16 protein-coding genes are annotated in these 13,601 nt (G+C 54.1%); 3 read left to right on the top strand and 13 right to left on the bottom strand.

Annotation, left to right across the window (positions count from 1 at the left end; all coding sequences use genetic code 11):
• Positions 1-2: 2 nt before the first annotated feature.
• The 4 genes from ABC395_RS10645 to ABC395_RS10630 form a co-directional block, all read right to left on the bottom strand.
• Positions 3-914 (bottom strand): ATP-binding protein, encoded by a 912-nt coding sequence (locus ABC395_RS10645; RefSeq protein ID WP_413002855.1) that lies wholly within the window; start codon positions 912-914, stop codon positions 3-5.
• A gap of 65 nt (positions 915-979) precedes the next feature.
• Complete coding sequence (locus ABC395_RS10640) at positions 980-1,189, bottom strand: hypothetical protein (RefSeq protein WP_413002853.1); 210 nt, start codon at positions 1,187-1,189, stop codon at positions 980-982.
• Between the two features lie 30 nt (positions 1,190-1,219).
• Positions 1,220-1,423 (bottom strand): hypothetical protein, encoded by a 204-nt coding sequence (locus tag ABC395_RS10635; RefSeq protein ID WP_103994863.1) that lies wholly within the window; start codon positions 1,421-1,423, stop codon positions 1,220-1,222.
• Complete coding sequence (locus ABC395_RS10630; RefSeq protein WP_413002851.1) at positions 1,416-1,577, bottom strand: hypothetical protein; 162 nt, start codon at positions 1,575-1,577, stop codon at positions 1,416-1,418. Before ABC395_RS10630 ends, ABC395_RS10635 begins: the two co-directional genes overlap by 8 nt.
• 315 nt (positions 1,578-1,892) lie before the next feature.
• On the opposite strand from ABC395_RS10630, the gene ABC395_RS10625 reads away from it, so the two are divergent.
• The gene (locus ABC395_RS10625; RefSeq protein WP_413002849.1) at positions 1,893-2,570 is read left to right on the top strand and encodes a stalk domain-containing protein; all 678 of its coding nucleotides are present in this window, start codon (positions 1,893-1,895) and stop codon (positions 2,568-2,570) included.
• Positions 2,571-2,738: 168 nt separating this feature from the next.
• Here the strand turns inward: ABC395_RS10625 and ABC395_RS10620 are convergent, their stop codons facing one another.
• Genes ABC395_RS10620 through ABC395_RS10610 form a run of 3 tightly spaced genes read right to left on the bottom strand, consistent with a single transcriptional unit; the run spans position 2,739 to position 4,982 of the window.
• Positions 2,739-3,209, bottom strand: a complete 471-nt coding sequence (locus tag ABC395_RS10620; RefSeq protein WP_413002848.1) for a hypothetical protein — start codon at positions 3,207-3,209, stop codon at positions 2,739-2,741.
• A complete protein-coding gene (locus ABC395_RS10615; RefSeq protein WP_317953856.1) occupies positions 3,199-3,879 on the bottom strand; it encodes a trimeric intracellular cation channel family protein in 681 nt (226 codons plus the stop codon). The genes ABC395_RS10620 and ABC395_RS10615 overlap by 11 nt, the downstream gene beginning before the upstream one ends.
• 20 nt (positions 3,880-3,899) lie before the next feature.
• A complete protein-coding gene (locus ABC395_RS10610; RefSeq protein WP_413002845.1) occupies positions 3,900-4,982 on the bottom strand; it encodes a Gfo/Idh/MocA family protein in 1,083 nt (360 codons plus the stop codon).
• A gap of 266 nt (positions 4,983-5,248) precedes the next feature.
• On the opposite strand from ABC395_RS10610, the gene ABC395_RS10605 reads away from it, so the two are divergent.
• Together ABC395_RS10605 and ABC395_RS10600 are read left to right on the top strand one after the other, a co-directional pair.
• Positions 5,249-5,701, top strand: coding sequence for a hypothetical protein (locus ABC395_RS10605; RefSeq protein ID WP_413002843.1), 453 nt, complete (start codon positions 5,249-5,251; stop codon positions 5,699-5,701).
• A gap of 82 nt (positions 5,702-5,783) precedes the next feature.
• Complete coding sequence (locus tag ABC395_RS10600; RefSeq protein ID WP_413002841.1) at positions 5,784-6,773, top strand: N-acyl-D-glucosamine 2-epimerase; 990 nt, start codon at positions 5,784-5,786, stop codon at positions 6,771-6,773.
• 200 nt (positions 6,774-6,973) lie between these two features.
• Here the strand turns inward: ABC395_RS10600 and kapB are convergent, their stop codons facing one another.
• The 6 genes from kapB to ABC395_RS10570 all read right to left on the bottom strand — a co-directional run bounded on the left by kapB (position 6,974) and on the right by ABC395_RS10570 (position 13,486).
• On the bottom strand, positions 6,974-7,372 hold the full coding sequence (kapB, locus tag ABC395_RS10595) for a kinase-associated lipoprotein KapB (protein WP_413002839.1): 399 nt from the start codon (positions 7,370-7,372) through the stop codon (positions 6,974-6,976).
• Positions 7,373-7,391: 19 nt separating this feature from the next.
• On the bottom strand, positions 7,392-7,754 hold the full coding sequence (locus ABC395_RS10590) for a thioredoxin family protein (protein WP_413002838.1): 363 nt from the start codon (positions 7,752-7,754) through the stop codon (positions 7,392-7,394).
• A gap of 167 nt (positions 7,755-7,921) precedes the next feature.
• Positions 7,922-8,455: a hypothetical protein gene (locus ABC395_RS10585; protein WP_413002837.1), complete on the bottom strand. Its 534-nt coding sequence runs from the start codon at positions 8,453-8,455 to the stop codon at positions 7,922-7,924.
• 161 nt (positions 8,456-8,616) lie between these two features.
• On the bottom strand, positions 8,617-10,233 hold the full coding sequence (locus ABC395_RS10580) for an ABC-F family ATP-binding cassette domain-containing protein (RefSeq protein ID WP_413002835.1): 1,617 nt from the start codon (positions 10,231-10,233) through the stop codon (positions 8,617-8,619).
• 105 nt (positions 10,234-10,338) lie between these two features.
• Positions 10,339-12,288 (bottom strand): ABC-F family ATP-binding cassette domain-containing protein, encoded by a 1,950-nt coding sequence (locus ABC395_RS10575; RefSeq protein ID WP_413002834.1) that lies wholly within the window; start codon positions 12,286-12,288, stop codon positions 10,339-10,341.
• Between the two features lie 109 nt (positions 12,289-12,397).
• Entirely contained in the window at positions 12,398-13,486 is a 1,089-nt protein-coding gene (locus ABC395_RS10570) for a M42 family metallopeptidase (protein WP_413002832.1), read from the bottom strand.
• Positions 13,487-13,601 lie beyond the last annotated feature (115 nt).

Raw genomic sequence — 13,601 nt, 5'->3', positions numbered from 1 at the left:
CGCTAAAAGAGCGTCTCCGCCACATTGCGCACGGCGGCCCTTTCGCGGTCGTCTTCCAGCTTGGCGGCGATGGCCCGTTCAACGGCTCTTCCCGGTGGCATGAACGCGGCGAGATCGCATGCGTCCAGCAGGGCGCGGATAGAAGCCGCTTCATCGGACAGCTGGCCCATCTGCACGAGCGCGAGCAAATCGGCGGATAATGCCGCGAACGCTTCGAGAAGCCGGCTGTCACGCAGAATCGTACGCTCACTCAGCAGAGTGAGGAGAGCCTCGCCCTGCAGATAGGGGACGTCGATGGCCACGAAGCGGTTTTTCAGCGCTTCGTTAAGCGGAACGGTTCCGATATATCCTTCGTTGATCGCCGCGACGACGCGGAAATCTTCATGAGCCGTAACCGTCTCACCGGTGAACGGATTCGTCAATGTTCTCCGGTGGTCGAGAACGCCGTTAATAAGGGGCAGCGTCTCGGGCTTGGCCATATTCACTTCATCTATGTAGAGGATATGCCCGGCTTTCATGGCGGTAATGACCGGTCCCGGCACGAATTCGATCGTCGTGCTTTCCCCGGACCGGCTCAAGGTTTTGAATCCGAGCAGAACTTCCGCGTCAAGATCCGTGGAGCAATTGACACTGTGCATCGGCTGGCCCGTCAGAAAAGACAAGTGCTCGGCCAGCTTCGTTTTGCCCGAACCCGTCGGTCCTTTCAGCAAAAGAGGCTTGCCGAGCGCCAAGGCGATAATCGAATCCGTGAACACTTCGGGCTGTGCGGGGACGAATCCCGGTTGTCCGACTAAATGGAGCTGTTCCTCTGGCAGCGTGGCGGATTCGATCCGGTTTCGCAGCGCCAAGAGAATGTTTGTAATAGTTTCTGGGAGTTCCCATTGCTGCAGTAGGGCTGCAGGTGTCCTGTTCATCCGGCGTTCTTCCTTCCCGTGTTGCGTTCTCTCTTTTTAACTATCTGCCAAAAGAACAACCGGTGTCAAGTTCCCGACTCCTCAATAAGCGCGTACGGATAAAAATGCAGATCATTCCCGCAGGAAGGACAGCTCATGTAAGACGGGATGTCGTTGAGCATCAGCGCCATGGCATAGGAAGATTCGTAGTTGACCGCCCGGATAATATCCTGGGGATGCACATAGGTGCAAGAAGATGAGCCGCAGGTCGCGCGGACTTTATATGCGTTTGCCACTGGTTTCCTCATTTCCGGAGGACGCAGGCGCTAAGCCTTGTCCTCCCCTTGTTTGCGGTTAAAATCCAAATTCAAAATGACTGTAAACCGGTCCGGTTTCGTCGGTACGATCGAAGCGATCTCGATATATGAAGTGCCGAACTCGTTCTCCGCCCGGTCCACGAGGCTGTTCAGACTATCGCTCAGCGTTGCGCTTTCATCCAATACGACTTCGGCGAAGTACTGTTTAATCATGTCTATTCTCCGTTCCCGGTTGTTCTTTTTCATAAGCGATCAAGGTGATTGCTTCCCCCGTCTGTTCCTGCAATTTGCTTTCCAGGATGCGGATTTCTTCAATCAGCTCTTCTTTACCGTTCAATTCAGCAAACGTATACCCGCTTGTTTCCATGTGTTTAGCCTCCTGTCGGATGTCTTGACGCAGATGGTTAGTGGGGCTGGTGCCTTACCGCTTCTTATTCTTTCCACGCCTGTTCTTTTTTAAAAGCCATCATTCCGATTGCCGGAAGCTCATAAAAATTTTGTTAAATCGCAAATTTTTCAACTAGTTTGGGTATTCCGTCCCTTATTAAGTAAATATTTACCTCTTATAATGTTAATTACGTGCAACTTTTATAATTAGATCACGTAAGTAAAGATGTTCGGCCTGGAAGGATATTTTATTTAACGCTTGCAGGCACCCTAATCCGAAGAGGAGTGAGATGATTTGAAGAAGAAATTAGCCGTTACCGCAATCGGAGCCGCCATGGTACTCAGTATGGGTACGGGCGTACTCGCCGGAGCCAATCTCCAGGAGATCAAAGCTTACTTGAACGGTTCCATCACGGTGAAATACAACGGTTCCCCGGTCCAGCTGCAAGATGAGCAGGGAGCTGTCGTGCTTCCGATCACATATGACGGCAACACCTATCTTCCGGTCCGCAGCATTGCCAAGACTTTAAACGTGGCCGTTAATTACGACGGAGCGACCAACACGGTCCTGTTAGGCGAACAAAATGAAGGCGTCGCACTGGCCAAGAACTTCAGCAATTCTTCGTCGTATCATACGAAAGATCCCGATTTGACTACCTACAAGGGAAAAGACTACAAAGACGTTTTTTTCGATAACGCCAAGTCTACCCGGGGCAGCAGTTTCATGCTGTATCCGAAAGGCAAATACCAGAAGCTCGTGCTCCAGGTAGCGGCTACCGGCAATGATATCGAAAGATTTTTCGTCGAGGACAGCAAAACGGACACGAAGCTCAAAACAACGACGATCGCCGTTGATGAAGGCTTGAAAACGATTGAAGTGGATATTGCGGGAGTCGAGGAAATTTTCGTCCATGCGGATATCGAGGGAGACGGCGGCATGTTCGTCCCTCTTACGACCTCGTATTTCAAATAATCATATCTTATCCCGTGAAGATCTCCTTACGATACAGTAAGGGGATCTTTTGGTTTCTGTCGTCTGGTGCCCTCCGATGTCCTCCGGCTTCTGCCTCAGGCGCCGTGCCTGCCACAGACTTTGCGCCCGACAAAAAAAGCGTCCCCGGAGGGACGCTTTCCGCAACGCTTATTTCAATTCATCGAGCTCGCGAAAAAGCTGCTTGACCGCTTCTTCGTCCACTTTGCCCGCCTGCTTCATCCGGAGAAGCCGTTCCCGGACTTCCCTTGCAAAATATTCATCCCCATCGGTATCTTCGGCGTAACCGGGATCGAACCAGATGTAAAACCCTTCGGGACCGTTTCGCAAGAACGGACGGTTCCAGGCGGCCGGATACTCGTAGGGCTGATCCGAGAAAAGAATCCCGAGCACATCGTCGCTTTCTACGGGGAGGAGCTGATGAAACTGCTCTTCCTCGCCCGTCCCCGAAATCTGCCGGTGTCTGTACGCATAATGCACATAATGCTCGCCGGTTTCCTTGTCTTTGGTCAAAGCGTACATCTCCAGCTCGCCCTGCTTCAAATCTTTGACCGTTTGGAGCCTTTCCTGAAGCAGGTCCCCGGAAATTTTGCCGAGAGCCGAGAATGATTCAGCTGACATCAAACTCTCTCCTTTCTTCCTGCAAAGCGGGCGGCCGCTGTTTGTTCGGCACGTCATTCTGCTGGAGCAGCGTCCGCAGGGAACGGCGCGGAAGCTTCCACTTGAAGATGACCGAGAACATCCGGGATACGACAACGATCATGAACAAAATAATCAGACCGAGCGGATTCTGAGGCCAGCCGATGCCGATAAGAAAGCCGGCCAGCATGGCCCAGACCGCATAAATTTCATCTCTAAGAACAAGAGGCTTGCGTCCGGCGAGGAGATCGCGGATAATCCCTCCCCCGATTCCCGTAAGTACGGCCGCTACGATCGAGGCGCTTACGGGAAGCCCCTGATTGGACGCATAGAGCGCCCCCTGTATGGAGAAGGCCGCCAGACCGATGGCGTCGAAGAACGATTCCCAGGATTTCCACCGCTTGATCCAGGCCAGCGGGAATATAAAGACCAGCGTCATTGCGGCCAGCGCAATCGTAAACTGGAATCCCTGCTGCCAGAGCATCGTCACTTTCTCTCCGATGAGCAGATTGCGGACAACCCCTCCGCCAAATGCCGTTACAAAGCCCAGGACATATACGCCCAGAATATCATAATCCTCTTCCATTGCGACGATCGCGCCGCTGACGGCAAACGCGATCGTTCCGATTAAGCTTAACGCCATCCAATCCACTTTTCTGCAGCTCCCCCGGGTTAGTTAGATAAATCCCAGTCCAGTTCAACCTCTTTGCCGGTACGGGACGATTCGTAGATTGCATTGAGAATCAGGTTGTTCGTATAGCCCGACATGACGGAGGTCATCGGTTCGCTTCCGGTCCGGATACATTCCAGAAAATGCATATTCATCAGGAGGCGCGGATCGGTCTGCTGCTCGGGCAGCTGAAGCTCAACATCGATTTCCTTATCGAACATTTCCGCAAAAAGTTTGCCATAGGAGCTTCCTCTCAGCGTCGCTCCGCCTTCCGTGCCGAGAAGATGAATATACGGCTGATTGTCCGTTTCGGTCAACGCCGCCCAGCTCACATCGAGCGTAAGCGTGCTGCCGTTGTCCATTTTGATCAGGGCCGTCGCCAAGTCTTCCACGTCATAACTGCCGCTCCAGTTCGGTTTGCCCCAGCTGCCGATTCCGCGGCGTTTGGGCCCGAATTCCGAATAGGTAGCGCCATAGACGGACACCGGACGCGGATTGCCCATGAGTGACAAGGACAAATCCAGCATATGCACGCCGATATCGATCAGCGGCCCGCCCCCGGATTTGGACATCTGGGTAAACCATGTGCCCCAACCCGGGATTCCTTTGCGCCGCAGCCAGCCGGTTTTGGCATGATAGATGCTGCCGAGCTTGCCGCGCTGAACGAGCTCCTTCACCTGCATATTGAGCGGCTCCCACCGGCGCTGATGCGAAATCATCAGAACTTTGCCGCTTTCGCGTTCGGCCAGGACGATTTCCTTGGCGGCCTTCACATCGATGGCCATCGGCTTCTCCAGCAGGACGTGCTTGCCGGCCTGAAGCGCTTTTACCGCGAGGGGGGCGTGCCATTCGTTCGATACGGCGATAACCACTGCATCTATGTCGGGATCATGGATCAAATCTTCACCATTTCCGTAAACTTTAGAGATCTGATGTTCTTTGGCCCGCGCTTCGGCAAGCGGAAGAAACACGTCAGCAACCGCGGCTACCGTAACGCCCGGGGTTTCTAGCAGCCCTAGTATATGCACGTTACCGATATTGCCCGCGCCGATGACGCCTATTCTGATCTCATCATTGAGTGCCATTGTGCAAAACCCTCCGATATCACGTTAAAGTAAGTTCGGCTTTATTTTAACACAAATGAAGGACAGCATCAGCCTTCCGGCCATATTTTCAAAAAGGTTTTCGCCAAGCGGATTTGGAAAGGAATAAAACACTTTATTTTTTATATAAACGTTTATGAAGAATATATTTTTCTCTTTATTTTAAAAAGCGAACTATTTTATCGGCACACACGCTCATAAGACAGTCACCGAACCCCCACCCTAACGAAAACAAGGAGGAATGACGCATGACCAGTCGGAAAAAGTACGGTCCCCGCCTGATTGGCGGCAGGTTATTTAAGCCTCTTACGCTGCTGATTCTGATGACGTTCTTCGCCCAGCTTTTGTATGCCATGCCCGCATCGGCACAAGAAGAAGACCGCGGAGCCCCGGCCCCTCACTCCAAAGCCGCCGAGAAAAAACGCAAAGCAGCCGCCCTCCAAGGCCCTTCTATCCAGGTTGATCCCTCTTTCGGCTATTATCAGAACCGGACGCCCGAAAGCATAGCCGATGAATTGCTTCAGCGCGGATACAAAACGGTTCATTATTTTGTCGTCAACGAAAACGATGTGAACCGCGCCTTTATCGAAGCTCTCCAGGCAAAAGGCATCGGCGTATGGGCGCTCGTTCTCGGTAACGGAAGCTATTCTACGGCACGTTTTCCCGCGGACTGGCCTTCATGGCAGATGGAGTCTGCTTAAGCCTCTGAACGACGGGTATTACCGGTTCTCTCCCCACAGCGGTGCCTATGTCCAGTGGAAAAAGCAGGCGCTCGCCAGGCTCGTGCGCGATTATCCTTTTGACGGGATCGAGGTCGCGGAGCCTTATTTCCCCGAATGGGACGGAATAAACCGCGGCGTGTACGGGGACGTAGGGCCACTCGCGCAGAAAGCGTTCCGCGACAAAACGGGCCTGGAGATGCCCGATTTTACCGACGCGTCTTCGCCCCACTATTATTTGACCGATACGGCGGCCTACCGGAAGTGGGTCGATTTCCGCGTTGAAGCCGTGAACGATTTCCTGAACGAGCTGATCAACGGAAAAGGCGGCGTCCGGGAAGCCCGGAAAGATATCCTCGTGGCCACCTGGTCACTGGCGGTAGATGCGGGTCGGGGCTCCTTTGACATGCTGAGGGAACTGCAGGGCCTCGATGCCGCAGCCATGGTCGGCCGGGTTAAGCCGGACATCCATTTCCTTCAAACCCACTGGCCCGACTGGCTTAAACCGCAGGATAGCCTCCCTCCCGATTATGTGAAGCAGTACAAGATTTTCGCGGACCCGATCAAAGCGGAGCATCCCGGGCTTCCGCTCGGCGTTCAGGCGGACATCGGCTCGTCCCTCCCCATGGTTAAGGACGGGGGCTGGTTGAGCGCTTTTTCCGAATCCGTCCGTGCACTCGGGTATTCTACCTGGACCGCGTACGAATACCACTTGGGCGGTTATATGTACAAGGAAGCTCCCGTTCCGGGTGAAGCTCAGCGGCTTTCACGCACGGAAGTGAAGATCCCTTTTCAGAAAAGAATCGACGAAAGCTCGGCGAAAACCGAAGGTAACGTGACGGTTTCGGCAGGCGCGGAGAGCTTTTCCCTGAATCCGGGGGAAATATCGGTTGACGGCAGCAATCTGCTAATCCGGTCGGACCGTCTCCCCAAAAAAGAATTCCGGCTTATCCTGAGCGGGATCAAAGACACGCCGGCTTTCTGGTTCCATAACAAAACGCAAGCGCCCAACGGCATCGCAGGTAACGCGGTGGTAGACGTACCGAAACATTAGCGCGATTTTGTGCAATAAAGGGAATGGCTGCCGGTTGACGAATTTTATTCCTGTCGGTAGACGACGTCATCCGGAAGATGAAAAGCAAAAAAATCCTGTTCACGATTCGTGAATACAGGATTTTTTGCTTTTTAACGTGATCTATTTGCGCATGCCGTATGTTTATCAAAACTCAAAACCTGCATGTCCAGCCCAGCCCGCTATTGTGGGAAATATTCGCGATGCAGCTCTTCCAGCTCCGCAATGGAACGTCTCGCCCATTCTTCTGTCTGATGCAGCATGTTCAGCTCGCGTTCGAGAGCCTGCTGGAGCGAAAGGGTGTAATCCGGCACATTGCCGTGATAGGCATGAATGCTCGACAGCGGCATCAACGCGATTTCGTGGAAAGCAAGCGCACGGCGCTGATGAAAGAACGGGACATCCCCCTGCTGCGGGTTATGAAGATCACCTTGCGAAGGATGCTTAACGACCGCGAGAACTTGAACGGCCGCTTTAATATTGGATGGCGGTTCCACGATGCGGCCGATGTACTCTCCCGTTTTGTATGTGGCTATGACCAGATCACCGACAGAAGCAGTGCTTTCGTTTCTATAGTTCATAAGTGGATGCTCCTCTCTCTTACGGAGTATTTTCCGGATAATCCGACGGCGCGACGATCCTCAGATGCTGCATGCCCGTCAAATAACGAAGTTCGAACAGCAAGTAATCCACCGATTTCACGGCGTAAATGAATCGTACGGCAGTTCCCTTCTCTACCACCACTATACAGGGGATGGACGAGATTTTCCACTTTTGCACGGATGCCCCCGCGTAATTCGCATTACACGCTTTAAGGGGCAGTTCAGGCTCTATCGTTAGAGCCACGTCCAGCATCCGTCTGGCGACTTTGCAAGTTCCGCAAAAAGGGGTATGAAAAAATACGGCGAACGACTGTTTTTCTTTGAGGGCCTGCCCGATTTGCTCATCGTTCCAATCCTGCATACCAATCTCCTTTCCGTAAAAAAAAACATATTCCGGCCGCGAGACTCTCCGGATTGATCGTTCTATGGCGCCGGGCTCCGCGCGCCGAGAATTTGCACGCTGCGGGAAAAGCAGAGCAGTGCCCCAGCGGGCATGAGTCCGGGCAAACGTGAGTGCCCCGGCCATCTTCAGGAAGCGTGATTGTCTCTCAGTACGGACAGAGACATCAGCGTATGTTCCAGCAGTCCTTCGAAGTCGTCCAGATGGCTTTCGTTGACCTTGCGGCCGAATTCGAGCAGCACCTCATTGTGCCAGCCTTCGTTTTCGGAACCGAACACGTAAGAAAGCGTCTGGGTGATGAGCGGCCTTCCGCTCCAGATGGATTCCAGCGAGGACCCGGCAGCGGGGCAGTCCCGCGAAGGATCGTGGGTAAGGAATCCGAATCTTACCGTCAGCGTACAGCCCGGCTCGGCGCTTTTACGGCTCAGCAGCTCCGCCGCCAAATCTTCCAGTCCGGCCGCCAGATGAAGCTCCGCCCACGGAGAAGCCGTGTTCTCCTCCCCGCCGCAGAGTACAAATCGGATCCGGTAATGGCGGCCCAGGCTGGACAGATCCATGACGTCCGACCGGTTCGTCACCAGAATCTCGCCGGACAGATCCAAATCATAGACGGCCCCTTCCAGGACGACTTTCAAATTCTCGTAAACCGTCGGATCAAACATACGATGCAGCCCTCTTTTCCATATAAATTTCGCATAGTCAGCCTGGAAGCTCAATTGATGGTATTGCTAAATGTTCCCGCGTCCCAGAGCGCAGCAAAGGCGCCCGGATGATAAGCATCCAAGCGCCTCTTCTGTGTATTCCGTTCGAAAGCCTCTACCCGTTAAGCGTAGTATTCTTCACGCAGACGGCGCACATCTTCATTTTCCAGATATTCGTCGTAAGGCATCATCCGGTCGATTACACCTTTCGGCGTAATTTCGATAATGCGGTTGGCAATCGTCTGAATGAACTGATGGTCATGCGATACGAACAGCATCGTGCCGTCAAAGTCGATCAGACCGTTATTGAGTGCCGTGATGGATTCGAGATCCAAGTGGTTCGTCGGCTCGTCAAGGATAAGAACGTTCGCGCTTGCAAGCATCATCTTGGAGAGCATGCAGCGCACTTTCTCGCCCCCGGACAGAACGCTCGCTTTCTTAAGCGCTTCTTCGCCGGAGAAAAGCATCCGGCCCAGGAAGCCGCGGATAAACGATTCGTCCTGATCTTTGGAATATTGACGCAGCCAGTCGACGAGGTTCATATCGACACCGTCGAAGTACTGCGAGTTGTCTTTCGGGAAATAAGCCTGGGTTGTGGTGACGCCCCATGTGTAGGTGCCTTCATCCGCTTCCGTTTCGCCCATCAAAATCTGGAACAAGGTCGTTTTCGCGTGACCGTCCGGACCTACGAAAGCGATTTTATCGCCTTTGTTGACGGTGATGGAAATATTGTCGAGAACTTTCTGGCCTTCAACGGACTTGCTGACTCCGTCGATCGCCAAAAGCTGCTTACCCGCTTCACGCTCAGGCTTGAAGTTGATGAACGGGTATTTACGGTTGGAAGGCTTGATGTCGTCCAACGTAAGCTTCTCGAGCTGTTTCTTACGGGATGTCGCCTGCTTCGACTTGGAAGCGTTGGCGCTGAATCTCGCGATAAACGTTTCGAGTTCCTTGCGCTTCTCTTCGGTTTTCTTGTTCTGTTCTCTGGCAAGCTTCAAAGCCAATTGGCTGGATTCATACCAGAAGTCGTAGTTGCCGACGTACATCTGAATTTTGCTGAAATCGATGTCGGCGATATGCGTACAAACCTGGTTCAGGAAGTGACGGTCATGGGATACGACGATGACGGTGCCTTCGAATCTGGCCAGGAAGTTCTCCAGCCATTGAATGGACTCGAGATTCAAATGGTTGGTAGGCTCATCGAGCAGCAGAATATTCGGGCTGCCGAACAACGCCTGGGCAAGCAGGACGCGGACTTTCTCGTTGCCGTCCAGATCTTTCATCTTCTGGTCGTGAAGTTCTTTCGGAATGCCGAGACCGATCAGAAGCTCGGCCGCATCGGATTCCGCCTGCCAGCCGTCAAGCTCGGCGAATTCGCCTTCAAGCTCGCCCGCACGGATTCCGTCTTCTTCGGAGAAATCCGATTTCGCATAGAGAGCGTCCTTCTCTTCCATAATCTGAAAGAGGCGCGCGTGGCCCATCATAACTGTTTTCAGAACATCGGTTTCATCGAACTCGTAGTGGTTCTGCTTCAGAACCGCCATACGTTCGCCCGGAGCGATATGAACGTCGCCTTTGTTGGGCTCGATTTCGCCGGACAAAATTTTCAGAAACGTGGATTTTCCCGCCCCGTTAGCGCCAATCAGGCCGTAGCAGTTGCCGGGAGTAAATTTAATATTAACGTCTTCGAAAAGAGCGCGTTTGCCGTACCGAAGCGTTACATCCGTTACAGTGATCATAAGTGCGGTTAACCTGCCTTTTTGTAGAATCACGGCTTCTTCCAAGCCAATTCCTTTTAGTATACCATAAAAAAGGGCTGCCCGCTTGAAATTGCGGGAATGAGCTTACTTGCCGCGCTCGATTTCCTCCACGAGCTCGGAGAGAACGGTCCAGCGTTCCATGGCCTGTTCAAGCTCTTCGCCCGCGGCGATCTCCTCGGCGTACAGCTCCTGTACCCGGCCGTAGTCGCTTCCGGCCTTCACGATATCGCTCTTGATCCGCTCTATCTTTTCTTCGAGCCCGGCGATGCGGTCTTCAATCGTATCCCATTCCTTCTGCTCGTTGAAGGAAAGTTTTTTCTTCCTGACACGCTCTCCGCCGGAGCCTGCTCCGGCACCGCCGTCGGATGGAGCGGACGATGCGGGGGCCTGTGTCCGGGCTTTTTCTTTGGACTCGGGCTTAGACTCGGAGGCTTCGGGCTGCTCTTTAAGTTCCAGGTATTCGGAATACGTGCCGATATACCGTTCGATCTCGCCCCCGCCCGTAAACGAAAACAGATGGTCGGCCGTCCGGTCCAGAAAATAACGGTCATGGGACACCGTGATGACGGCACCCGGGAACTGCTCCAGATAATCTTCCAGAATGGAGAGGGTCTGAATATCGAGATCGTTCGTCGGCTCGTCAAGAAGGAGGACATTCGGCTCTCCCATCAGTGTACGCAGCAGATAGAGCCTTCGCTTCTCGCCACCGGAAAGTTTTCCGATCGGCGTCCACTGGAGATTCGGCGGGAACAGGAATCGTTCCAGCATCTGCGCCGCCGTGATGCTCTCTCCGTCTTTGGTGCGGATGACTTCGGCCGCCTCGCGGACATACTCGATGACACGCTGCTTGTCATCCATCTCAACGCTTTCTTGTGTGTAGTAGGCTAGCTTGACGGTGCTTCCCCGCTCGATTTCCCCGGTGTCCGGGTCCAGGCGTCCGGCCAGCATGTTCAGCAGCGTCGATTTGCCGCTTCCGTTGCGGCCGATAATGCCGATCCGGTCATCCGGCAGCACGATGTAGCTGAAATCGCGGATGAGTTCGCGGCCTTCGTAGCCTTTGCTCACCTGCTTGAGCTCAATGACTTTGCGGCCGAGGCGGCTGCCCGCCAGAGCCATGTCGAGCTTAGCCGCAGGCCCGTCGACTTTGCGGTCGCGCAGCTCCTCCGCCCGTTCGACGCGTGCTTTCTGCTTCGTCGTGCGGGCTTTCGCGCCGCGGTGCAGCCACGCGAGCTCTCTGCGGAGCAGATTGCGGCGCTTGTCTTCGCTGGAGGCTTCCCGCTCCATGCGCTCGGCTTTTTTTTCCAGAAACGTCGTATAGTTGCCTTCATAGCTGTAAATGCTGCCCCGGTCAAGCTCCAGGATTCGGCTGGTTACGCGCTCCAGGAAATAGCGGTCGTGCGTGACGAGCAGCAGAGCGCCTTTCCACTTGCTTAAAAACTGCTCCAGCCAGTCAACCGTCTCGTTATCGATATGGTTGGTCGGCTCATCAAGGATAAGCAGGTCGGCGGGCTGAATCAGTACGCGGGCCATCGCCACACGCTTCCGCTGACCGCCGGACAGCTCGCCGACAGGCTTGCCGAATTCCGTAATGCCCAGCTTCGTCAGAACGGTCTTGGCCGTTGTGCCGGCTTCCCACGCGTCCAGCTCGTCCATCCTCGCCTGCACCCGCATCAGCTTCTGCTGGGCAGCTTCGTCTTCGGGGCTGTTTTCGAGAGCGGCAAGCGCCTGCTCGTAATCACGGAGCACCTTCATAAGCGGCGTCTCCCCGTAAAAAACCTGCTCCAAGACCGTCGAACGTTCGTCGAACTCCGGCTGCTGGGGCAAGTATTCCACCCGGAAATGATTCGAATGAACGATCGATCCGGAGTCGGGCGTTTCCAAACCGGCTAAAATTCTCAGCAGAGAAGACTTGCCGGTGCCGTTGACGCCGATCAGGCCGATCCGTTGTTTTTCCGAGATCGTAAAGGAAATATCGTCGAAGAGAATTTTCTCTCCGTAAGTTTTTACAAGATGTTCGGCATGAATAATACTCATGAGTTCCTCCGTCCTTAAGCGGTAACGCCAAATGAATCCGGCTGCTCCCATGTCCGCCGCTGGGCGTCGGATGAGACCAGCCGGAAGTAGAGTCCGGTTCCCGGAGTGATCAGACCGGGCTTACGGGATTTTCGGGCTGCCCCGGTTCGTTCGCCGCCGCGGCCGGATGCAAAATATATTGCAGCAGCAAAGAAGCGGTTCCCGCAATGGCGTCCACATGCGTGCGTTCCATGCCATGCGAGGCATGAACACCGGGGCCGATCAACGCCGCACGGATGTTGCTGCCTCCGCGAAGCGCCGCCGAAGCGTCCGAACCGTATTGCGGATATATATCCACCGCATGGCGTATACCGGAGTGCTCCGCGAGGCGGATCAGTTGGGAAGTCATCGCGTAGTCGTACGGACCGCTGGAATCTTTTGCGCAGATCGAAACGTCCTGCTCGGTGCAGGTCAGATCGTCCCCCATGGCCCCCATGTCGACTGCGACAAGCTCGTTAATATCAGCCGGGATGTAGGAAGCTCCATGGCCGACTTCTTCGTAAGTGGTCAAAATGATTTTAACGGTGCAGGCCGGTTCGATCAGCTCGTTCTTAAGCAGATCCATAAGAGCGAACAGGGCGGCCACGCTCGCTTTATCGTCGAGATGGCGGGATTTCACATACCCGTTCTCCAGCATGCGGACCCGCGGCTCGAAAGACACGAAATCCCCGACACGAATTCCCAGCTTCTGTACCTCATCTTTGTTGAAAGCCAGTTCGTCCAGACGGACTTCCATGTTCTCCTCGACGCGTTTGTGGTCTCTCGCATCCGGAAATACGTGGACCGAAGGTTTAGTGGTCAGGATCGTGCCTTCATAACTGAGTCCCTGGCGCGTATGAACGCGGCAGTACTCGTTTTCGATGGCCGCCATCATAAAACCGCCTACCGATGTGAGGCGCAGACGCCCGTTGTCCTTGATGGAGCGAACCATTGCTCCCAGCGTATCCACGTGAGCCGAGAGCCCGATCGTGTAATCGCTCCGTTTGCCCGGAATCGTAATGATGCCGCAGCCTTTATTCGTCAGTTCCAGCTTGTAACCCAGTTTCTCGGCCTCCGCCTTCACTTTGTCCATAATGTGGTGGGTGTACCCGCTCGGACTCGGCGTATTCAAAAGCATGTCCAACACTTCGAGCAGATACGTTCTGTTTACTTGCTCCATAACTCAACCTCTCCTTTTCTGTCCCCGTACGAGTAATGTTGTCCTCGCAAACGAAACCGCGCAGCGGAAAAATCCCCGTCTGACGGCTGCCGCCTGCCGTTTCCGGACGCTATGT

It is taken from the genome of Paenibacillus canaveralius (genome assembly GCF_047238265.1).
In the GTDB taxonomy this organism is placed as follows: Bacteria; Bacillota; Bacilli; order Paenibacillales; family NBRC-103111; genus Paenibacillus_F.
This window is presented reverse-complemented; position numbering and strand designations above follow the sequence as displayed.